This window comes from Sorangium sp. So ce1153, from assembly GCF_051521595.1.
Classification (GTDB): domain Bacteria; phylum Myxococcota_A; class Polyangia; order Polyangiales; family Polyangiaceae; genus Sorangium.
This window is the reverse complement of sequence record NZ_CP150361.1, coordinates 3,988,952-4,010,273: the sequence shown is the minus strand read 5'-3', so window position 1 is coordinate 4,010,273 and position 21,322 is coordinate 3,988,952. Positions and strand designations below refer to the sequence as shown.

Here is a 21,322-nt window from a genome sequence, read left to right as displayed (position 1 = left end):
GCCCGACATTTGCCTGAGCGCAGCGTATGAGCCCCCGCGCGGCCGCCGCGCCGCGATCCTCGACCGATGCGAAGCGCCCCGCGGCCGCCCCGCAGCGACCGGCGGCCGGTGCGAAGCGCCCCGCGGCCGCCGCACCGGGGCCGCTCGTGACGCCCGATGGCCGCTACCTGATCGTGCGCGGGCGCCTGTGGCGCCGGGCCAACCCCTCGCTGCCGGAGGACACGCGGAAGCGCCTCGTGGCCGAGCTCATGGCGGCGCGGCGCGAGGTCGGGCGCGCGCTGCGCGCGGGCGACGAGCGGGCGCTGCGGGCGGCCCGCGGCCGCGTGAACGAGGCGAAGATCGCCCTGGGCGAGCGGGGTCCGCCGTGGTGGAGCGACGGCGCGCCCGACGAGAACCGGCGCCTCGTCGCCTCGACGGGCTACGCGCGCTGGTACGAGGGGCTCCGCCGAGGGGAGGCGCCCGCGCCGTAGAGTCGCCCCGTGCAGGGCCAGCCCGACCTCTCCGCCTCGCCGCCGGGAGCGCCGCGCCGCGGCCGCGCGCCCGCTCGGCGGGTGAGCCCGCTGCGCTGGTTCGGGGCTGCGCGCGGCACGCACCAGCCCGAATTGCATGTGGACCACCGAGCGACACGCGACGACGTGGCTGGCGCCCTGGCGCCGAGCGCCACGGACGTGCAGTTTTACCGCCGGCTCCGCGACAGCATCGGCCTGCCGGCGGCCTGGATCACGAACGGGCTGGACACGGCCCGCTTCTCCGCTGCCGCGTTCGAAGTCCTGGCGGCCGCGGAGTAGGCCTCCCCCGGCAGGAGAGCTCGCCGACGCCGAGGATCCCCATCCACCCTGGCATCCTCGTTGTCGAAGCGCAGATCTTGAATCGCGGCGGGGAGCCGGCGCTCGGCTACCGCGTGCAGAGGCAGGTCGTACAGCCGGCCCACCGACAGACGCCGGAGCCGGGGCCGTCGCACTTCGCGTCGCAGTCGCTGTTCTTGACGCACTCCCAGCACGCCGCGGGCTCCGCCTCCGTGGCCGCCGCCGCGGGGGTCTCCGTGGCCGCCGCCGCGGGGGCGCCGGCGGCGCACACCCAGAGGCCCACGCCGGAAAGCAGAAGCACGGAGGCAAAGGCCCGTCGAATCATCCTCGTCATCGTGAGCTCCTTTCGATCTCGCCGCCTCGGATAAGGCCCGAAACGAGGAGATGTTCAGGAAGGTAGCTTACTGGCGCGCTGTCTTCCGGTCACCCAGGTTCCTCGACGAGGAGCCGGGATCTCGGTCGTTCCATTTGCATTGAACAATTCAGCCCTCAACGCGCCGACTGCCAGAGCTCGATCGGATTGCCGGACGGGTCGTCGAGCAGGATCTGGGAGCCGCCGACTCCCCTCACGACGTCGTTGCGGAACCGCAGTCCGGCCTCGCGGAGCCGGGCTACCTCGGCGTTGAGATCGGCCACTGGCAGCTGGATGCGGTTCCAGCCGCCGGGGACAGGCTGGCGCCCGTCGGGCATGGGCCGCGCGCCGGAGCTGGCCTTCCCGCTGAGCAGGAGCCGCAGGTCGCCGCGGGTGACGGACGCGAACGCGGGTCGGGCGTCGGTCTGGAGCGCGAAGCCGAGGTGCGTCGTGTAGAAGGCAATGGCGGCGTCGACATCGTCGACCATGTAGCGGACGCTGACGGTGCTCATGGGCTGAAGGGCTCCTCGCGGTGATGCGCTCGGTAAGGGGGTGCAGCTGGACAGCCATGCTCCGTACAGGACCGACCAGGCCTTGAACGCCGGCCGCGCGAGGATCGATCGTCTTTTTCTGCTGAAGCACATGAAACGCGCGTCCTCCGTTCCTCGGGGGACAAGATACCTGTGCGCTCGCAGATGACCATGAGGAACGCGGGCAAAGCATTGTCAACCACAGGTTAACGACCTACCCTCGCCGCCGTGGACCTCTTCACCGGCGTGATCCCGTTCGTCTGCGTGGCGGAGGCAGGTGGCTTCCGCGCCGCGGCCGCGCGCCTCGGCGTCACGGCCGCCGCGGTGAGCAAGTCGGTGGCCAAGCTGGAAGCCGAGCTCGGGGTCGTGCTCCTCGAGCGCACGTCGCGCCACGTCGCGCTCACGCCAGAGGGCGCGATGTTTCTCGAGCGCTGTCGCGGGGCGATGGCGCAGCTCCAGGCGGGGCGCGAGCAGGTCGCCGGCGCGCAGCGGGAGCCGCACGGCACGCTGCGCGTGACGTTGCCGCCGGTGCTCGGTCGCAGCGTCCTGCCGGTCGTCGCGCGGCTGTCGGCGCGTTACCCGCGGCTGTCGATCCGGCTCGTCGTCACCAACCGCCTCCTGCGGCTCGCGGAGGAGGAGATCGATGTCGCGCTGCGCCTGGGGCCGCTCGCGAACTCATCGCTCATCGCGCGCGCGCTGCGGACTCCGCGCTGGATCACCGTCGCCGCCCCGGCTTACCTCGCGAGCCGGAGTGCGCCGACCTCGCCGGCTGACCTCGCGCGGCACGAGTGCATCAAGTTCGTGCTGCGCGGCAAGGTCGTCGAGTGGAGCTTCCGCGCTGGCCACGGCGCCGTCGACGTCGCGACGCCCTCGCGCATCCTGCTCGATCAGAGCGATCTGCTCATCGACGCGGCGGTGCAAGCGGTCGGGGTGGCGCAGGTCCTCGATTTCATGGCCGCGCCGCTGCTCGAGGCGGGGCTCCTCGTGGAGGTGCTCGCGCCGTTCGCGACCGACGGACCACCGCTGCACGCGCTCACGCCGGCGCGCCGGGCGTCCGTGCCGCGCGTGCGCGTCTTCCTCGATGCGCTCGGCGACGCGCTCGGCCGCGGCGGTCATGGCCTTCGGAGCCCGTCGAGAACGGGGTGAAGAAGGGGTGACTCCGACGCGGCCAACGCCACCATCACGGCTCGTCGATATCAATCCGAGATGACCTTCGTGCACGTCGCGCCGAAGTCGATGTAGCCGACCGGGCAGCTCCCCCAGCACACAGGGCCCGCGCCGCTGTAGCCGGAGGCGCAGGACGGATAGCAGAGCCCCGCGTCGTACTGCTGGCCCGCGCCGCAGCTCGTCGGCACGGAGCCGACGCCGCGACCATAGGAGCTCTTGGCGAAGATGTGCGCGTCGACGCGGCACGTGCAGCCGTCGTTGGTGTAACCCGCCGGGCAGGTGGAGCAGCCCTTGGCGAAGGTCAGCCCACAGGCGTCATACCAGGGGCACGAGGAGTTGTCGGCGTTGATGATGCGCGCGTCGCGCCGGCACGTGAGGCCGTCATCCGTGTACCCGGACGGGCAGCTCTGCCAGCACACCGGGCCGACCCCGCGATAGCCCGACGCGCAGAGCGGATAACAGAGCCCCGCGTCGTACTGCTGGCCCGCTCCGCAGAGCGTCGGCGCCGCGCCGACGCCGCGCCCGTAGCTCGGTTTGCTGACCGTGGACGAGCACGTCGCCCCATCGTCGCTGAAGCCGGGCGGACAGGCCGGCACCGCGGCGGGCGCCGGAATGTCAGGGTCCTGCACGTGGAGGCGCGACTGGAACTCGTACAGGCTGTGGATCGTCCCGGGGTTCGCCTCCAGCACCTCGATCATCGCCCTGTCGCCGGCGATGTCGGACAGATCGAGCAGCGCGTCGGCGATGAGCTTCTCGTTCCAGTCCCGGAACTGGCCAGGCGGGCACGCGTTCACGCCGCCGCAGAGGCGGCCGCGCGCCTGGGCCCGGGCTCGCTCCCAGTAGTTCGCGAAGCCCTCGTTGAAGGCATATTCCTTGTTCGCGATCTCGGAGCCGTCGTGCGAGCGCCCATAGACGTAGGCCACGTCGTCCCCGTTCCAGTGGTTCAGATCGCCGTCGGCGACGTGCCGCACGCTGTGCCCGAACTCGTGGGTGATGCCCCTCCGGCGCTCCGCCGCCGTGCTCCCCCAGGTGCTCGTGAGGAAGTCGGTGCGGATGTTGATGTGATCGTAGAACGTGTAGGGCGCGCCCAGGTAGACACCGCTCCAGCGCAGCACGCGCAGCGCGTGCGCCGGCGGCTGGGCCTCGCGGACAGCGTGGAAGTCTCGCAGGGTATCGACGCCGAGCCGCCAGAGCTCGCAGTCGACGCCGCTCAGCGTGACCACGTCGACGTCGAGATCGCCGCTCGAGCGAGGGCTGCCGGCGACGTCGATCCCCTGGCCGCGCGGGGCGTGCAGGTCGTCCATGATCGTGAGCGGCGTCGTCACCCCGCTGGAGCTCACGACGCCATCGTACGTCACGTCGAGGTGCACGCTCGCGCTCGCGGTCGACGAGACGGGAATCCTGAAATCACCGTTCGCGTCCGTCACGCCGCTCCCGAGCCCGGGAATGCGGAGCGGGACGAACGCGAGCGCGTTCGTGACCGTCCCCGCGCCGTCCGGCGCGGTGCACTGCAGGTGCCCGATGACGGAGGCGGACGCGGGGACGCAGTGGAGGCTCGTCACCTCCGCGGCGCAGATCGAGTCCCACTGGGTAGCGCAGCAGAACGGGTCCTCGGCGCACACGCAGCTCTGGACAGGCGCGTCGTTGCAGCCGGCAAAGGGGTGTGGGTTCACGCAGTCGTTCACCTTGAGCGCGCCGTCGGCCTCCGCCGTCGCTTCGTCCTCGGCTGGCGACTCGCCTGGATCGCCGGAGGGCCCGGCTCCCTCGGGGACGGCGCAGGCGGCGAACGCCCCCACGGTGAAGAACAGCACGGCAGACGCAGCAACCCTCGTCACCCCGACGTCTCGTGTCGATGACATGACCCCTCTCCTTGATGTCTTCTGGACAGCTCCATGTCGTCCAGGCATCCCAGCTACGCGGGCCGCGCTCGGTCGTTTCGCTGCACAGTCCGGTTTTGCAGCGACGGAACGCGGCCACGGCCCGGGCGCTCTTGGTCAGGAGGAGCTGCGCCTGCCCCCGCCGCCAGGGCTCGGCGGCCGACACCGATCAAGCGTCGGCGACGCGCACCACGAGCTTGCCGAAGTTGCGCCCCTCGAGCAGGCCGATGAACGCCGCCGGCGCGCTCTCCAGCCCGTCGACCCGGTCCTCGCGCAGCTTCACCCGGCCGGCGCCGACCCACGCGCCCATGTCGCGGCGGAAGGCGTCGAAGCGGTCGGCGTAGTGGTCGAGGATGACAAGGCCCTGCACTCGAATGCGCTTCTGCAGCACCGTCGACATCGTCTTCGGCAAGCGGTCCGGGCCGGGCGGCGGAGCGTCGTCGTTGTAATGGGCGATCACGCCGCACACCGGCACGCGCGCGCCGATGTTGAGCAGCGGCAGCACCGCGTCGAACACCGCGCCGCCGACGTTCTCGAAATAGACGTCGATGCCGCCCGGGCAGGCGGCGGCGAGCCGCTGCGCCAGCTGCGGATCGCGCCGGTCGAGGCAGACGTCGAAGCCGAGCTCCTCGACCGCGAAGCGGCGCTTGTCGGCGCCGCCGGCGATGCCGACCACGCGCGCGCCCTCGAGCCTGGCGATCTGCCCGACCACCGCGCCGACAGCGCCTGTCGCCGCGGCCACGACCACGGTCTCGCCCGGCCTGGGCCGGCCTATATCGAGCAGGCCGACGTAGGCGGTGAACGCGGGCATGCCGAGCCCGCCCAGCGCCAGCGACGGCTGCGCCATCTCGCCGAGCGGGACCAGATCCTGGCCGTCCGACAGCGCGTAGTCCTGCCAGCCCGCGCTGCCGAGCACCAGGTCGCCGGCGCGGAATTGCGGGTGCCTGGAGGCGACGACGCGGTTGACCGTGCCGCCGACCATCGGCTCGCCCAGCCGCACCGACGGCGCGTAGGCAGGCCCGATCTCGTTCATCACCTCGCGCATGTACGGATCGAGCGAGAGGTAGAGCGTGCGCAACAACACCTGCCCTTCGCCCGGCGTGGGCACGGCGGTGTCTTCGAGGCGAAAGTCCTGCGGTGTCGGCAGACCGCGCGGGCGCGCGGCGAGGACGATGCGGCGATTGACGGGTTCGCTTGACGGCATGGGCTTGCTCCTGTGGCGTGGGTGGAAGCGCTCCGGCTGGACCGCCCCCGCGCGCCGGACGGCAAGGGCGAGCACGGACCAGCCAGAGCAGTGGGCACTTTCACGAGTAGACCGGTCGTCTAGAAACGGGGTGCAGCAAAGGCGGGAGCGCGCGCGCATCTCCGCCTCAAGCGTCGTGCGCCAGGCCGAGCAGCTGCCGCGTGCTGGCCATGGCGGTGTCCAGGGGCGCGCGGTGGCGGGCGATCTTGGCCAGCAGGCTCGCGCCGAGCCAGGTCTGGTAGAGGGAGGCGGCGACGGCCTGCGCGTCCGGCCTGGCCGGCAGCGAGCCGTCAGCCCTGCCCGCCTCGATGCAGCGCGCCAGTCGTTCGATCACGCCGCGGGTGCCGCGCTCGAGCGCCGCGCGCATGCTCTCGGAGAGATCGCTGACCTCCGCGCCGAGCTTGACCGCGAGGCAACGGCCCTGCGCCTCGTCGCCGGTCTGCGAGTCGATCCAGTCCCGGAAGTAGACCATCAGCCGCTGCGCGGCCGTGCCCGGCTGCGCCAGGAGCGCGTCCATCCGCGCCAGGTAGTCGGCGAAGTAGGCCTCGAGCACCGCCTCGCCGAAGGCCTCCTTGGAGCCGAAGTAGTGATAGAACGAGCCTTTCGGCACCTGCGCCGCCGCCAGCACCTCGGCCAGCCCGACCGCGGTGAAGCCCTTGCGCAGCAGCAGCGGCTTGGCCACCTCGAGGATGTGCTGGCGGACGTCGGTGCCGGCGGCGGTGGCGTTCACGGAGCCGTACTGTAGCGGCTATTAGACCGGTCGTCTAGCCCTGCCGAAGGGCGGGCTCCCCGGCGCCGTCGGCGGCCGGGGATCGGGAGGATGAGGCTCGCCGACGGACTGGCAGTGCTGGGGAGCTCGGCCGATGTGGATGATCCGGCTCAGGAGGCGTTCCTGATCGTGATCGCCGAGAGTGGTGAGGGAGGAGGGAGGAGGGAGGAGGGAGGAGGGAGGAGGGAGTCCAGACGCCGCGGAGAGGTCAGGCCCCAGCTACGGGGCCTGCCCTGGGCTGCCAGAGCACTCTTCGCTGCGCTCCGCCCCACTGCGTCGCGCCGCCGAGCGCTCAAGGCCCGGCGCTCATCTCATCGACACGTTCACGTCAGCGCTCCCGCTGCTCTGGTACCCTTCGACGACCATCGAGACCTCATACAGGTTCCCCAGGTTCATCCCCAGGCTCGCCCACGCATTGAAGTGGTTGGCGACGGTGATGGTCCCGCTGGTGCGCTTCGCCGTCCGGACGCTCCAGTACTGATAGAAGGTCGCGTTGCCGTCGATGGACGGCTGGTTGACGCGCTGGGTCCGATAGATGTCGTAGGTACCTCCATCGGTCGTAACGCTGCCCATGCGACCCTCGCCGCCCGGCGGACGCCAGCTGCCCCAGCTATCCACGATGTAGTACTCCACGAGCGGGCTCCGCGTCCACCCGTAGACACCGAGGTACGAATTGCCGTTCGGCCGGTAGTCGGCGGAGTAGTCCACGATCTGGTTCTTCGAACCGGGTCGCAGACCTTTACGGCCCAGCAGGTTGTTGATGTTGTTCCATTCAACGCTGAAGCCATCATTGGTGTTGGTCTGGCAGCCGGTCCCCGAGTCCTTCCAGTACTCGAAGGTGTATCCGCAGTGGGTGCCCGTCTGATTGGCGCAGACCCTCTGGTCGGCTGACGAGCACGTGCTGCCGCCGCCGCCCGCCCCGCCGCTGCCGCCGGAGCCGCCCGCTCCGCCGGAGCCGCCCGCTCCGCCGGCGCCGCCCGCCCCCGAGCTGCTGCTGCTGCTCGACGACACGCTCGAGCTGCTGCTCGACGACGTGCTCGAGCTGCTGCTCGACGAGGAGGAGGTGCCCGTGCCGGCCGAGCCTCCGGTGCCGGTGACCGACGCGATCGAAGGCCGCCCGGAGCCGCTGCCGCAGAAGCCCCACTCCACCGAGCCGCCCTTCGGCACCGCTCCGTTGTGGCCCACGTTCGTGGCAGTGAACTGCCCGCTCCCCGGCGTGACGTTCACGTTCCACGGCGTGCTGTTCGTCGAGCCGTTGAGCGCGATGCCCACGCTCCAGCCGGTCGTCGCCGGTGTGCGGGTGTTGTTCGTTACCTTCACGCTCGCGCAGTAGCCGCTCCCCCAGTCCGACTGAAGCGAGAGTACCGCCGCCATCGAGCCGTCCGCGCTGGTCACGGCGGAGTCGAGCTGATCGACCTCCTCACCCTCGATGGGCATGACGCTGCAAGCGAGCAGACTGAAAGCGAACGAAGCGGAAATGTAGCCAAGCAGGCTAGTGACGCGCATTAAGATTTCTCCATGACAGGATCGATCGAGCCGCAGGCTTCTACTCAAGATGAAGAAGTACACAAACGAGACGCCTGCGAGCGCCACCGATCCATTGGTTAGAGGTCAAGATTCCCGGCAACCATGATCTTGATCACGGCTGCGTCTGCGGGCGTGCCGACAATATGCCTGGCATACACGAGGATTGTCGGAGAGACACTCACGTGCGGGCACCCCGCGCGACGGGGGCCTACATCGGGAAAAGCAAGGGCAACCTGGACGCACTGCTGCAAGAAGTAAGTTATCCGACAGGTACATCCCCCCGCGTCGGCCCTTGTGCGTCCTGCGACCGACCCCGGCGACCGGCCGAGAGCGCTCCGGATCGCCAGGTGGGATTAGACTATTCATACAAATGGGGGGGGAAAGTCAAGAGTCTTTTCTAACCCCGAGGCCGTTTTGCCCCGCTGCGTCCTGCAAGGTACAGCCACGTTGCGCGCGGGGGGTCGATGACAGAACGAGGATCAGTTCACTCTCCTGGAAAAGCGACACCGTATCGAGGCTCGATCCATGCCGCCGGCGCGGCCCGCTGTTCAGCGCGTCAGCCCGCGGGCGCTCGGCCCTTTCGACTCGGCATCGCCCCCGCGGCGCCGGGCGGCTTCCGCGCCGCGCCTGGCCTTCTGGCGATCGAGGTCATCCGATCGTGCGGTGAAACTCCACGAAGAGCCGCACCGGATCTCAGGGGTCGACCTGATGCAGCACCTCTGGCGCGATGAGCCCAGGGCGCTCGGGGTCGAGCAGCACCTCTCGACCGCCGAGTCCGTCGATGGGATGTCGGAGCCGCCCGGAGGCAATGTAGCTCACGCCACACACACCGGGTCTGGTCGCCTGGGATCGACTGGGACTCTCTCGCCGCTGAGCTGCCTTCTCCGGCGCTGGCCCGGGGCGAGGTTGCCGCCGTGCTGGGCGGACGCGGGAGGCCGGAAGGCAGCCGGCTGGACCCGCGCTGCGCCCGCTGGCAGAGGCGCTCTCTGCCGTTCTTCCCGCCTCCGGCCGGCCCCTCTCCGGGTCGACGCCAGGCTCACCGGAGGCAAGATGCGACGTCGGCGTGCGCCGCTCAGGACGCCTTGCGGCGCGCCGACTCCCACCCGCGCCGCACGGTGCCCTTGGCCTCATCCCAGGTGCGCCCGCTCTTGAGGTCTGTCCACTCCTCCTTGAGCTTGCTCTCGACCCGGTCGTCCCAGTCGTGGTGCTCGGTGTACTGGCCCGCGGCGCCCCAGCCGTAGCGCAGCCCCGGCTCGGCATCATCCCAGTCGCTGTTCGGCACGTGGCGGGGGGGAATCGCCTCCTTGCCGAGCGCCTGCTTCACCGTGTCGCCGACATCCTGGTTGAGCTCCTGTCCCTTGTTGTTGGTGAAGTCCGCCTTGGTCTGCTCCCAGTCGCGCCGCAGCGCCTCCTTCACGCGCTCCCAGCCGGACGTCTTGTGCTCATCCCACCACCTCGGATAACTTGCCTGGGCCATTGGTACCTCCATCGATTCCGTTGAACTGCGCCGGCTCGAGTGCCGAGCACGCCGCGGCATGGCCCTGGCGATACACGAACGGTGCCGCCGCGATAGCCTCCCGGAAATCTGGTGGACATACGGGCATTTGCAGCGCGGCGCCCGACGTCCGCGCGACCCCCCTGCCCGCTCGCCCGCGTCCACAGGAGCGTCGCGTGCGGCAGGCAGTCACAGCTGAGACGAGATGCCACAGCACATCCTCCGTCCTCGCCGACATCCAGGTCGCCGCCAAATCGCGGCAGGGCCGGCCCGCGTTCGTGTATAGGTACCGTGGTCATCGCGCGGTCGTGAGCAAGTGCGCAAGTGCGCAAGGGAGAGCGGTGCCCATGAAGATTGCTACCTCAGCCTCCACCGCGACGGCGGCCGGCGCGGCGTTCGACGAGGCCCTGTCCGCGCTCCGGGCCAGCCTGGGCACGGCGCCCGACCACATCTTCCTGAGCTACACAGAACCCTACGATGTCGGCGAGCTCGCGCGCGCCACCGCGGCGCTTCCGGCCTCGGTCCGCGTCCACGGCTCGAGCTCGTGCCTGTCGGTCATGACCGCCGCCGGGGTCCACGGCGCGCCCGGCCCCGGCCTCGCCCTGCTCGGGATCGCCGACGCCGAGGGGGCTTACGGCGTCGCCGCCGAGCGGATCGGCGCTGCGCCGCGCGCGGCCGGCGCCCGCGCGGCGCAGCGCGCCATCGAGGACGCCGGCCGCGCCGGCGAGCTCCCGGCCCTGTTCTGGCTCACCTCGCAGACAGGCGCGGAGGAGCAGGTCCTGCTCGGCATCGAGGACGTCGTCGGCCCCGACGTGCCCGTGTTCGGCGGCTCCTCGGCGGCCGACTCCCTCGACGGAGCGCAATCGCAGCTGGAGCGCGGCCGCGCCCACAGGGACGCCGTGCTCCTGACTGCCCTCTACCCGTCCGGGGAGATCAGCCATGCATTCAGCAGCGGCTATGTCCCGACCGAGCACCGCTGTCGCGTCACCCGCGCCGAGGGCAGGCGCCTGCCCGAGATCGACGGGCTCCCGGCCGCCGAGGTGTACAACCGCTGGACCGGCGGCCTGATCTCCGGGCAGCTCGGCGGCGGTTCCATCCTGGAGCACACGGCGCTCCACCCCGTCGGGCGGCCCTCGGGCTGGATCGGCAAGGTCCCCCAGTTCCTGCTGATTCACCCGAGCACCGTGGAGAAGGACAACTCCATGACGTTCAGCGCGAACATCAACGAGGGGGACGAGCTCGTGCTCATGAGCGGGTCGCGGGAGAGCCTCATCGGCCGCGTCCGCTCCGTCGTCGACGCCGCGCGGGAGTCCGCGCCGCCCTCGTTCCGCGCGCAGGGGGCGCTCGTGATCTTCTGCGCGGGGTGCATGCTCGCCGTGCGCGACGAGATCGACCGCGTGGCCCAGGGCATCGTCGCGTCGCTCGGCGCGACGCCGTTCCTCGGCAGGTTCACCTTCGGGGAGCAAGGGTGCTTCACGCGCGGCAAGAACCAGCACGCGAACCTCTCCATCGCCGTGATCCTCCTCGGGCAGTGAGGCGCGATGGAGGACGAGGCCGCCCGCGAGACCATCGCCGAGCTGCTGCGCGCGCGTGAAGAGGAGCGCGCGCTCCGGCTGGAGGCAGAGGGGCTGGCGGAGGCGCTCCTGCTCTTCACGGAGCCGGGCACCTTCGCGGAGACGCTGGCGCGCATCGTCGAGGTGGTCGCGCAGCGGCTCGGCGCCGCCGCCGGGCTCTTGATCGCCTTTCCCGAGGGGGCCGACGGCGAGGTCATCGCCGCCACCGATCCAGCGCTGTCGACGACCGCGTGGCAGAGCGGGCCGGCGTTCACCCGCGCCCTCGCGGGCCGGCCGGTCGTCAGCTTCGACGTCACCCAGCTCGCCGAGTGGCAGCGCCAGCCGGAAGCCGTCCTGACGCGCTACGGCTCCGCGCTCCACGCGCCCCTCCAGGCCGGGGGCCTGCAGGCGCTGCTCGTGCTCGCCCACCCCGCGCGCGCCTTCTTCAGCGCGCGCCACGTCAGCCTCGTCCGCCGCCTCCTGCCCGCGGCGGCGCAGGCGCTCGCGCGCGCCCGCGCCGAGGAGGAGCTCGCCCGGGCGCGCGAGCTCGCCCACGAGCGGGAGATCACCGAGAAGCTCACGCTCATCGAGCACCAGCGCGCCGCGATGCGCGCCCTGTCCATGCCGATCCTCCAGGTGTGGAGCCGGATCCTGTGCGTCCCGGTGATCGGCCTCGTCGACGAGGAGCGCTGCGCGGACCTGATGGAGAAGCTGCTCGTCGCCGTGAGGGCCACCAGGGCGCGCGCGGTGATCATCGACGTCACCGGGCTCGATCGGATGGAGGCGAGCGCGCTCGCGCTCTTCCTGCGCGTGGCGACCGCGGTGAGGCTGCTCGGCAGCGCCTGCGTGCTGGCCGGCATCGGCCCCGAGGTCGCCCGGGGCCTCGCGCAAGAACAAGAAGGCGAGGAGTGGCGCGCGATCGTGACGTACCGCCGCCTGCAGGACGCGCTCCGACAGCTGCTCCCCTCCGCGCGCAAGTAGGAGCAGGCGCGGGCGAAGCGCGCGGGGCGCGGCGCGACCGCGAGACGCAGTGTTTCGGAATAGGCCACGTCGCTGTTCCGTGTACGATGGCCGGTCATGACCAAACAGGCGGGGCGGGGTGGGCCAGGGCTTCGCGCAGCACCAAGCTTGTCCTTCTGGGTCGCAGGACCGCTGGTCTTCGCGCTGCTCGTGTTCGTGGTCCCGGGGATCTGGATCGCGGCGTGGGCCATCGAGCGCGCGATCCTGACGAACGAGCTGGGGGTCCACACGCGGACGCACGACGAGTGGACCCGCCGCATGAACGACCGCTTGCTGGAGGCGGAGGCGAGCGCCGCCCGGTATGGCCGTATCCTCACCATGGCGCTCCAGGAAGACCCTGTGGGCTCCCCGGAGAGGTTCGACGCCCTGGTCGGGCCCGCGCGCGACGGTGGGATGGTGTCGCGCAAGGCGGGCTTCACCCCGGGGCGCGACGCCGTCATCTGGCTCCCCGCAGGCTACCCGCTCGACGACAGGGAGAAGCTCTTCTTCCTGGAGACGAAGCGCGTGACCGAGCTGTACTCGGCGGGAGCTCCGGGGGAGCCCGTCAATACATGGTTCATCCCCGCCCGGAACGGGCTCGTGATGTACTGGCCCGGCTACACGAGCTACATCGACCAGGTCGACACGACGGTGGACTTCGTCAACTCGGAGTGGACGACGCTGGTGCTCCCGGCGAACAACCCCGAGGGGAAGCCGCGCTGGACGCCGACGAGCTACGATCCGGCGGCGCGAGAGTGGCTGGTGAGCGTCGTGGCGCCGTTCTTCCGCGCCGGGGCGTTCGCGGGCAGCGCCGGGCACGACGTGACGGTCGACTCGGTGATGAAGAGCTTCCGGGAGCTCTCGCTGTACCCGGGGACGGAGCACGCCCTCGTGCGGGGCGACGGAACGCTGCTCGTGTCGAGCGTGCACCAGAGCGAGATCCACGAGAGCAAAGGGACGCTGACGGTCGACTCCATCGGCGACGCGGCGCTGAAGCGGGCGTTCGAGGAGGCGAAGCGCGCGGACGGCCAGGCGGCGCGCGTCGTCAGCGACACCGACGAGCGCGTGATCGTGGCGGCGCGCATCGCGGCGCCGGACTGGTACCTGCTCACCGACGTGCCTCGCGCGGCGATGCTCTCGTCGGTGAAGGGGCTGTACTGGGACTACCTGCTGATCGCGGCGATCTCGATCCTGGCGATCGTGGCGCTGCCCGTGCTCGTGATCATGCGCGTGACCTTGCCTTCGGTGCGGCAGCTCGTCGCGGCGGCCGAGCGCATCCGGGGCGGTGACCTCGAGCAGCGCTTCGAGGCGTCGGGCACGCGGGAGTTCGTGCACATCGGCGGCGCGCTCAACGCCATGGCGCAGCAGCTCCGCGAGACGTTCGCCGCGCTGGAGAAGACGAACGAGGAGCTCGAGCAGCGCGTCGAGCAGCGCACCGCCGAGCTCAAGGAGGCCAAGACCGCCGCGGACGCGGCCAACCGGGCGAAGAGCGACTTCCTCGCCAACATGAGCCACGAGCTGCGCACGCCGCTGAACGGCATCCTGGGATACGCCCAGATCCTGAAGCGCTCCACGCGCCTCGGCGAGCAGGAGCAGCGCGGGGTCGACGTCATCTCCGAGTCAGGCGCCCACCTGCTGACCCTCATCAACGATGTCCTCGACCTCGCGAAGATCGAGTCGCGGACGATGGAGCTCCACCCGAACGATTTCGACTTCCCGTCCTTCCTGCGCGCGACGGTCGAGATCTGCCGGATCCGCGCGGAGCAGAAGGGGATCGAGTTCGTCTACAGGCCCGGCCCCGCGCTGCCCGGGGGCGTGCGCGTCGACCAGCGGCGCCTGCGCCAGGTCCTGCTCAACCTGCTCGGCAACGCGATCAAGTTCACCGAGAAGGGCCGCGTCACCTTCACGGTCACGGAGGTGCAGGGCGGAGAGCAGGGCGCGCGCGACGAGCTCACGCAGGACGGCGCGAGCCGCGGAGCGCAGGCCGTGAAGCGCACGATACGCTTCGAGATCGAGGACACGGGCAGCGGGATCAGCGCCGAGCACCTGGACCAGATCTTCCTGCCGTTCAAGCAGGTAGGGGACAAGAAGCGCCACAGCGAGGGCACCGGGCTCGGGCTGGCCATCAGCCAGCGGATCGTCGCGCTGATGGGCAGCTCCATCCAGGTCAGGAGCGAGCTCGACAAGGGGAGCGTCTTCTGGCTGGAGCTGACGCTCGCCGAGGCGCCAAACTGGACCGAGACGGCGAGGCAGACCGCGCACGGGCAGATCGTCGGTTACAACGGCGCGCGGCGGAAGCTGCTCGTCGTCGACGACAAGCGGGAGAACCGCGCCGTCATCATCAACATGCTGGAGCCCCTCGGGTTCGCGGTGACGGAGGCGAGCGACGGCCAGGAGGGCCTCGACAGGACGGCGAAGGAGGGGTTCGACCTGATCATCACCGACATCGCGATGCCCGTGCTCGACGGCTGGGAGATGATGCGCCGTATCCGGAAGATGCCGGAGCGCGCGGGGACGATCCTCATCGCGTCGTCCGCCAGCGCCTTCGTCACCGACCAGGACAAGAGCCTGGAGGCAGGCGCGGACGACTTCGTCGCCAAGCCGCTGCAGATGGATGAGCTCCTCGAGAAGATGCAGCGGCACCTCGGGCTGGAGTGGATCCACGAGCGGCAGGACGGCGCGACCGGGGAGGCGGAGGCCAGCCCCAGCTCGGGGGTGACCCCCGCCTTCGGCACCCAGGAGGTCCTCCTGCCCCCGGTCGAGGACCTCAGGGCCCTGCGCGATCTCGCGCACAGGGGTCTCGTCAACCAGATCCAGAAGTACGCGGACAAGCTCGATCAGTCGAACCCGGCGCTGGCGCCGTTCACCAGGCACGTGCGCCAGCTCTCCAGGGACTTTCGGCTTGAAGCCATAGAAGAATTCGTCGGCCGGCACCTCGACAGCGACGCCCCGTGAGCGCCGCTCGGGGGCCTCGGGCCCTCGAGCACCCAGCACCGAGCCAATGCGCCGCGCCAATGCGCCGCGCCAATGCGCTTCTTTCGCCTCGACGGGGCTTCGTCCCTGGCCTGACCGGCCCTGTGTGTGAGCGTGTAGCCGGATCGACGTCAGTGATCCCGCAATGGGGGCGCGATCACACATTCACGTTTTTTATTGTGAAAGACTTCACCTCACGTACGTTGAAGAAATGCTGCACCAATCCTACCTGCGCCGCTTCCTGGCTGTATGCACCGGTGCTACGGCCACGCTCCTCACCGCCACTCCCCCTGCGGCGGCCGCAACGCCGTTCACGACCTTCGAATCGGGCCAGGTCCGCCCCATGGCTCTGTCCAGGGACGGCAAGCTGCTCTTCGCCGTGAACACGCCCGACAACCGGCTGGAGATCTTCCGCGTCCACGCAAATCGTTTGCAACTCAAAGCGTCTGTGCCCGTGGGCCTCGAGCCGGTCGCCGTCGCGGCCCGTGGTGACGACGAGGTCTGGGTGGTGAACCACCTGTCCGACAGCGTGAGCGTCGTCGATGTCCACGACGCCGAGAAGGCGCGCGTCGTTCGCTCGCTGCTCGTCGGCGATGAGCCGCGCGACATCGTATTCGCCGGGCCGCGCCGCTCGCGGGCGTTCATCACCACGGCCCACCGCGGGCAGAACATCCCCTTCGATCCGCAGATCACGACGCCCGGCGTGGGGCGCGCGGACGTCTGGGTGTTCGACGCAGACCACCTCGGGACGTCGCTCGGCGGGGCGCCGCTCTCCATCGTGACGCTCTTCAGCGACACGCCGCGCGCGCTCGCGGTGACGCCGGACGGCAAGCGCGTCTATGCCGCCGCCTTCCACTCGGGGAACCGCACGACGAGCATCGACGAGAGCCTCGTGCCGAACGGCGGGGAGGCCGAGGGCGGGCTGCCGTGGCCCAACACGAATGTCGAGGGCATCCCCCAGCCGGAGGTCGGGCTCATCCTCAAGTTCGACGGGGCGCACTGGGTCGACGAGCTCGGTCGTCCCTGGGACGACGCGGTGCGCTTCTCGCTGCCCGACAAGGACGTCTTCGTCATCGACGCGACCGCCAATCCGCCGCGCCAGGTGCCCGGGCCAGGCGGCTTCTTCACGGGCGTGGGGACCATCCTGTTCAACATGGTCGTGAACCCGGTGAACGGGAAGGTCTACGTGTCCAACACCGACGCCAACAACGCGGAGCGCTTCGAGGGGCCGGGGCTCTTCGCTGGTCACAGCGTGCGGGGCCACCTGCACGAGAGCCGGATCACCGTCCTCGGCCCGAGCGGCGTCGTCCCGAGGCACCTCAACAAGCACATCGATTACAGCAGCTGCTGCGCGCCCGTCTCGAGCGCCGAGAACGCGAAGAGCCTCGCGCAGCCCACGGAGATGGCCGTGACGAGCGACGGCAAGACGCTGTATGTCGCGGCGCTCGGCTCGGACAAGATCGGCGTCTTCGACACGGCGAAGCTCGAGAAGGGCACGTTCGTGCCGAGCACGGCGAACCAGATCCACGTCCCCGGGGGCGGCCCGACCGGGCTCGTCCTCGACGAAGACAGGCATCGGCTCTATGTGCTCGCGCGCTTCGACAACGCGATCTCGGTCATCGACACGCGGACCCGCCACGAGGTCGCGCACGTGCCGATGCACAACCCGGAGCCTCCGAGCGTCGTCCGGGGGCGCCGCTTCCTCTATGACGCGTCGCTGAGCTCGAGCCACGGCGACTCGTCCTGCGCGAGCTGCCATATCTTCGGCGACTTCGACAGCCTCGCGTGGGATCTAGGGAACCCGGACGGCTCCATGCTGAACCCGGACGGCTCGGTGGTGTCGAACCCGGGGCCGTTCTGCACCGATCTCTTCGGCCTGGATCCGCGCTTCCATCCGATGAAGGGGCCGATGACGACGCAGAGCCTGCGCGGCATGGCCAACCACGGGCCGATGCACTGGCGCGGCGACCGGACGGGCGGCCATGACGAGCCCACCGCGCAGCCGGACAGCGGGGTGTTCGACGAGCGGGCGGCGTTCAAGAAGTTCCGGAACTCGTTCGTGGACCTGCTGGGGCGAGACGAGGCGATCTCGGAGGAGGACATGGACGCGTTCGCGGACTTCATCCTCCAGGTCACCTATCCGCCGAACCCGATCCGGGCGCTCGACGACTCGCTCACGCCCGATCAGCAGGCGGGGCGCGCCTTCTTCGGGGGGCCAGTCTCGAGCATCCTCGGCGCCTCGTGCATCGGGTGCCACACGGTCGACCCGGAGGCCAACCCCGACGACTTCGCGCCGGGCTTCTTCGGCAGCGACGGCGGCTCGGCCAACGCCAACGAGTCGCAGATCTTCAAGGTCCCGCACCTGCGCAATCAGTACCAGAAGGTCGGGATGTTCGGCATGGCCGAGTCGTTCGTGTTCCCGTTCGGCGGCTCCAACGCGCACATGGGCGACCAGGTCCGCGGCTTCGGGTTCTTGCACGACGGCGCGGTCGATACGCTGTTCCGCTTCAACGCCTTCTCCGATTTCGTCCAGACGCCGGAGACACCGGGCGGCTTCCCCGTCGGCCCCGAGGGGGACCTCATGAAGCACCAGGTGGAAGCGTACATGCTGGCGCTGGAGTCGAACCTGAAGCCGATCGTGGGCCAGCAGATCACGCTCACGTCGTCGAACGCGGCGGTGGCCGGGCCGCGGATCGACCTGCTCGTGGCGCGCGCCGACGCGGGCGATTGCGATCTCGTGGTCAAGGGCTGGTCCCACGGCGAGGAGCTCGGCTTCCTGTACACCGGGGGTGGCCGGTTCGAGGCTGACCGCGAATGCGAGCCGTGGCGATCGGGAGCCGAGCTGCGGCTGCTCGCCAGGGGGCGCCGCGGCGAGCTGACGTATACGTGCGTGCCGCCGGGCTCGGGGGAGCGGATCGGCATCGATCGCGACGGCGACGGCTTCCGCGACGGGGACGAGCGGGACGCGGGGAGCGACCCGGGCGACGCGGCGAGCGTGCCGTGACGGAGCACCAGGGGACCTGAGGTTCGACGGGCGAACAGGTCCGACGTCCGCTCCCGCGCGCTCGCTGTAGGTCGCCCCCCTCTCGGCCTTGCTTCACAAAGCTCAGCTGGTAGTGCGGTAAATTCATCCGAGCTGGAGGAGCTTGCCCCCGGGGGCGGTGGTCCACGCCGGAGCCGCAGCGGCGGTCCTCGTTCCCGCGCGGCTGCGGCCTCATATCTGGCCCCGGACGTTCGGTCCACGAGGAGGACGCCATGAAGCGACGATGGGAGAGAGCGGGTATCGAGACGAGCGCCCTGGGCCTGGGGTGCTGGGCCATCGCGGGGAAGTGGAACGACCCGGCCGCGAGCTGGGAGTGGCACGGCACCGACGACACGGAGTCGGTCCGGGCCATCCGCGCCGGCATCGACGCCGGCGTCACGCTGCTCGACACCGCCGACGTGTACGGGTCGGGGCACAGCGAGGTCCTGGTCGGGAAGGCCATCCAGGGGATTCGCGACCGGGTCACCCTGGCCACCAAGTTCGGTCACCTCTTCGAGGAGAAGCACGCCAACCTGGGCGGGACCGACGCCAGCCCGGCGTACATCCGGCGTGCCGTGGAGGGGAGCCTGCGGCGGCTGGGGACCGATCGAATCGACCTTTACCAACTCCACATCTGGGAGTACCCGCCGGAGGAGGCCGGCGAGGTGGTGGAGGTGCTCGAGCAGCTCGTGAAGGAGGGGAAGATCCGCACCTACGGCTGGAGCACCGACGTGCGGGCCTCGGTCGAGGCCTTCGCCCGCGGCCCGCACTGCGGCGCGGCCCAGATCCTGCTCAACGTGTTCGAGGGGAACGACCGGCTGATCGCCTACGGCGAGGGCAAGGGGCTGGCGCTCCTGTGCCGGAGCCCGCTGGCCATGGGCATGCTCTCGGGCCGGTACACGAAGGGCGAGACCTTGCCCGGCGGCGACGTGCGGACCAGCAACTTCGCGTGGATCACCTGGTTCAAGGACGGCAAGGTGAACCCCAACTACGCCCGCCGTCTGGAGGCCGCCCGCGAGATCCTGACCAGCAACGGCCGGACCCTGGTTCAGGGCGCGCTGGCGTGGATCTGGGCCAAGAGCCCGAACACCCTCCCCATCCCCGGCTTCAAGAACACGGCCCAGGCCGTGGAGAACGCGCAGGCCATGGAGAAGGGGCCGCTCACCGCCGAGCAGGCGCGGCAGGTGTCGGAGCTGGTGGCGTACGAGGATCGGAACCTGTAGGGCCGCCCCTCGACGCCGGGTGGTGGCCGGACTTGAACATGAAGGCGGGAAGGCGGGAAGAAAAGATCAATAATCTTCCTGCCTTCCCGCCTTCATGCGAATCACTCCGAGGCAAATTGGGCCGCCATTCGACGCCGCCTGCCCTGAGCGCAGCGCCGCAGGCGCGGAGAGCGGAGAGGTAAAGCTCAGGGCGAACGGATCTCACGGTCCGCGTTCCGCTCGACGAGGGCTCCAAGCAGCTCGAGACCCTCGTCGAGCTTCTCGTCCGCCACGTTGCCATAGCCGATCACGATCGCGTCGCTCTCGCTCGACGGCTCGGCCCGGAACTCGTCCTCGGTCGAGATCCGCAGCCCCTCCGCGCTGCAGGCTTCGGTGAAGGTCGGGCCGAAGCGCCGCCCGCCGAAGCGGACATGCAGGTGGAATCCGGTCTCGCCGCCGCCGGTGCGGACCTGATCCCCATACCGGGTCTCCAGGAAGGCGAGGATCGCCTCCAGCCGGGCGCGGTAGCGCCGCTTCATCGCGAAGATGTGGCGCTCGAGATGGCCTTCCTCGATGAAGCGGGCCAGCGTCCGCTGGTGTGGGATGGAGCCCCGGAGGTTGGTGCGCCGCACCAGGTCCGCGATCGGGCCGACGAGGTGGGGCGGGGCGATGAGGTAGCCGACCCGCACGAAGGGCGCGAGGCATTTCGAGAAGGTCCCCAGGTAGACGACGCGCTCGGCGTCGAGCGAGGCGAGCGGCGGGACCGGGCTGCCGCGGAAGCGGAACTCGGAGTCGTAGTCGTCCTCGAGCACCAGCCCTTCCGCCGAGGCGGCCAGCTCCAGGAACTTCACCCGTCGCTTGAGCGGCAGGAGGGCGCCGGTCGGGAACTGGTGGGAGGGCGTCAGATAGAAGAGCGCGCCGCGGGGCACGTCGCCCAGGCCGGAAGGGAGCGCGCCGGAGTCGTCGACGTGCACGGGGCGGCAGCGGAACCCGGCCGAGGCGAAGGCGTCGCGGGCGAAGGTGAGCCCGGGCTCCTCGCAGAAAAGGGTCGTGGCGGGGAGGAGCCGCGAGAGCAGCGACAGGGAATGCGAGGTGCCGGAGGTGATGCAGATCTGCTCTGGATCGGCGGCCAGCCCGCGGAACCGGACCAGGTAGTCGGAGATGGCCTGGCGCAGCCTGGCGTCGCCGAGCGGTGGGCCGTAGGAGAGATCGGCGGCCTGCGCCAGCGAGATCGCGTCGTCGGCGGCGCGGCGCCACGCTTGCCGAGGGAACCTGGCGAGATCGGGGATACCGGGGGTGAAGTCGAAGCGGATGGTGGGCCGCCGCGGCCGGAGGGTGGCCACCCCCGAGACGCTGGCGCGCGGCGCCCGCACCGGCAGCGCGGCGGCGTAGGTCCCGTGGCCCGCGCGGGTCTCGAAATACCCCTCTCCGGTGAGCTGCTCGTAGGCGTCCGTCACCAGCCGCCGGGCGATACCCAGCTCCGCCGCCAGCTGGCGCGAGGGCGGAAGCCTGGCGCCGGGCGCGAGCTCGCCGGCGACGACCGCCCTGCGCAGCCCGTCCGCGAGCTGGAGCGCCAGCGAGCGCCGCGAGGCGCGATCGAGCGCGATACCGAACATGGAGCCGAGGATAGTGCGCGACCTGGGTCGAGCACCAGTTACCGCCAGATCAACCTGATCAGTCCTCCAGCGGCTCCCCGTGGCGCTCATGTTTTCCGCGATCTGTCCTTCCAGCAGATCGCCACGTCCTCAGCTGCAGTGAGGACAGCGCGAACGCCACCGTCCATCACGGGATCACGGGGCTGCCGAGC

17 protein-coding genes are annotated in these 21,322 nt (G+C 70.4%); 8 read left to right on the top strand and 9 right to left on the bottom strand.

Translation table 11 applies throughout. The features are described from left to right. Positions 1 to 146 precede the first annotated feature (146 nt). Positions 147 to 470 (top strand): hypothetical protein, encoded by a 324-nt coding sequence (locus WME85_RS14165; protein WP_437842292.1) that lies wholly within the window; start codon positions 147 to 149, stop codon positions 468 to 470. Between the two features lie 9 nt (positions 471 to 479). Continuing rightward, on the top strand, positions 480 to 788 hold the full coding sequence (locus WME85_RS14160; RefSeq protein ID WP_437838596.1) for a hypothetical protein: 309 nt from the start codon (positions 480 to 482) through the stop codon (positions 786 to 788). A gap of 106 nt (positions 789 to 894) precedes the next feature. Here WME85_RS14160 and WME85_RS14155 read toward each other — a convergent pair whose 3' ends face one another. Both WME85_RS14155 and WME85_RS14150 read right to left on the bottom strand, forming a co-directional pair. Then, the gene (locus WME85_RS14155) at positions 895 to 1,140 is read right to left on the bottom strand and encodes a hypothetical protein (protein ID WP_436616944.1); all 246 of its coding nucleotides are present in this window, start codon (positions 1,138 to 1,140) and stop codon (positions 895 to 897) included. A gap of 155 nt (positions 1,141 to 1,295) precedes the next feature. Next, on the bottom strand, positions 1,296 to 1,670 hold the full coding sequence (locus WME85_RS14150) for a VOC family protein (protein ID WP_437838594.1): 375 nt from the start codon (positions 1,668 to 1,670) through the stop codon (positions 1,296 to 1,298). A gap of 246 nt (positions 1,671 to 1,916) precedes the next feature. Between WME85_RS14150 and WME85_RS14145 the strand changes: the two genes are divergently transcribed. After that, positions 1,917 to 2,834 carry a LysR substrate-binding domain-containing protein gene (locus tag WME85_RS14145; protein WP_437838592.1) on the top strand — a complete coding sequence of 306 codons (918 nt, stop codon included), beginning with the start codon at positions 1,917 to 1,919 and terminating at the stop codon, positions 2,832 to 2,834. A gap of 50 nt (positions 2,835 to 2,884) precedes the next feature. Here WME85_RS14145 and WME85_RS14140 read toward each other — a convergent pair whose 3' ends face one another. The 6 genes from WME85_RS14140 to WME85_RS14115 all read right to left on the bottom strand — a co-directional run bounded on the left by WME85_RS14140 (position 2,885) and on the right by WME85_RS14115 (position 9,748). Beyond that, the gene (locus WME85_RS14140) at positions 2,885 to 4,714 is read right to left on the bottom strand and encodes a hypothetical protein (RefSeq protein ID WP_437838590.1); all 1,830 of its coding nucleotides are present in this window, start codon (positions 4,712 to 4,714) and stop codon (positions 2,885 to 2,887) included. A 187-nt stretch (positions 4,715 to 4,901) separates the two neighbouring features. Beyond that, on the bottom strand, positions 4,902 to 5,936 hold the full coding sequence (locus tag WME85_RS14135; RefSeq protein WP_437838589.1) for an NADP-dependent oxidoreductase: 1,035 nt from the start codon (positions 5,934 to 5,936) through the stop codon (positions 4,902 to 4,904). A 166-nt stretch (positions 5,937 to 6,102) separates the two neighbouring features. Next, positions 6,103 to 6,705, bottom strand: a complete 603-nt coding sequence (locus WME85_RS14130) for a TetR/AcrR family transcriptional regulator (protein WP_437838587.1) — start codon at positions 6,703 to 6,705, stop codon at positions 6,103 to 6,105. Positions 6,706 to 7,050: 345 nt separating this feature from the next. Beyond that, positions 7,051 to 8,181: a glycoside hydrolase family 11 protein gene (locus WME85_RS14125; RefSeq protein WP_437838585.1), complete on the bottom strand. Its 1,131-nt coding sequence runs from the start codon at positions 8,179 to 8,181 to the stop codon at positions 7,051 to 7,053. Positions 8,182 to 8,964: 783 nt separating this feature from the next. Next, on the bottom strand, positions 8,965 to 9,090 hold the full coding sequence (locus WME85_RS14120; protein ID WP_437838584.1) for a hypothetical protein: 126 nt from the start codon (positions 9,088 to 9,090) through the stop codon (positions 8,965 to 8,967). A 253-nt stretch (positions 9,091 to 9,343) separates the two neighbouring features. Beyond that, the gene (locus WME85_RS14115) at positions 9,344 to 9,748 is read right to left on the bottom strand and encodes a hypothetical protein (protein ID WP_437838582.1); all 405 of its coding nucleotides are present in this window, start codon (positions 9,746 to 9,748) and stop codon (positions 9,344 to 9,346) included. 365 nt (positions 9,749 to 10,113) lie between these two features. On the opposite strand from WME85_RS14115, the gene WME85_RS14110 reads away from it, so the two are divergent. The 5 genes from WME85_RS14110 to WME85_RS14090 all read left to right on the top strand — a co-directional run bounded on the left by WME85_RS14110 (position 10,114) and on the right by WME85_RS14090 (position 19,536). Continuing rightward, entirely contained in the window at positions 10,114 to 11,301 is a 1,188-nt protein-coding gene (locus tag WME85_RS14110) for an FIST signal transduction protein (protein ID WP_437838580.1), read from the top strand. Positions 11,302 to 11,307: 6 nt separating this feature from the next. After that, positions 11,308 to 12,300: an STAS domain-containing protein gene (locus tag WME85_RS14105; protein WP_437838578.1), complete on the top strand. Its 993-nt coding sequence runs from the start codon at positions 11,308 to 11,310 to the stop codon at positions 12,298 to 12,300. 147 nt (positions 12,301 to 12,447) lie between these two features. Then, a complete protein-coding gene (locus WME85_RS14100) occupies positions 12,448 to 15,273 on the top strand; it encodes an ATP-binding protein (protein WP_437838576.1) in 2,826 nt (941 codons plus the stop codon). A gap of 229 nt (positions 15,274 to 15,502) precedes the next feature. Further along, positions 15,503 to 18,295, top strand: coding sequence for a beta-propeller fold lactonase family protein (locus tag WME85_RS14095; protein WP_437838574.1), 2,793 nt, complete (start codon positions 15,503 to 15,505; stop codon positions 18,293 to 18,295). A 251-nt stretch (positions 18,296 to 18,546) separates the two neighbouring features. Continuing rightward, positions 18,547 to 19,536, top strand: a complete 990-nt coding sequence (locus WME85_RS14090) for an aldo/keto reductase (protein WP_437838572.1) — start codon at positions 18,547 to 18,549, stop codon at positions 19,534 to 19,536. Between the two features lie 185 nt (positions 19,537 to 19,721). Here WME85_RS14090 and WME85_RS14085 read toward each other — a convergent pair whose 3' ends face one another. Beyond that, a complete protein-coding gene (locus tag WME85_RS14085) occupies positions 19,722 to 21,131 on the bottom strand; it encodes a PLP-dependent aminotransferase family protein (RefSeq protein ID WP_437838570.1) in 1,410 nt (469 codons plus the stop codon). Positions 21,132 to 21,322: the final 191 nt, after the last annotated feature.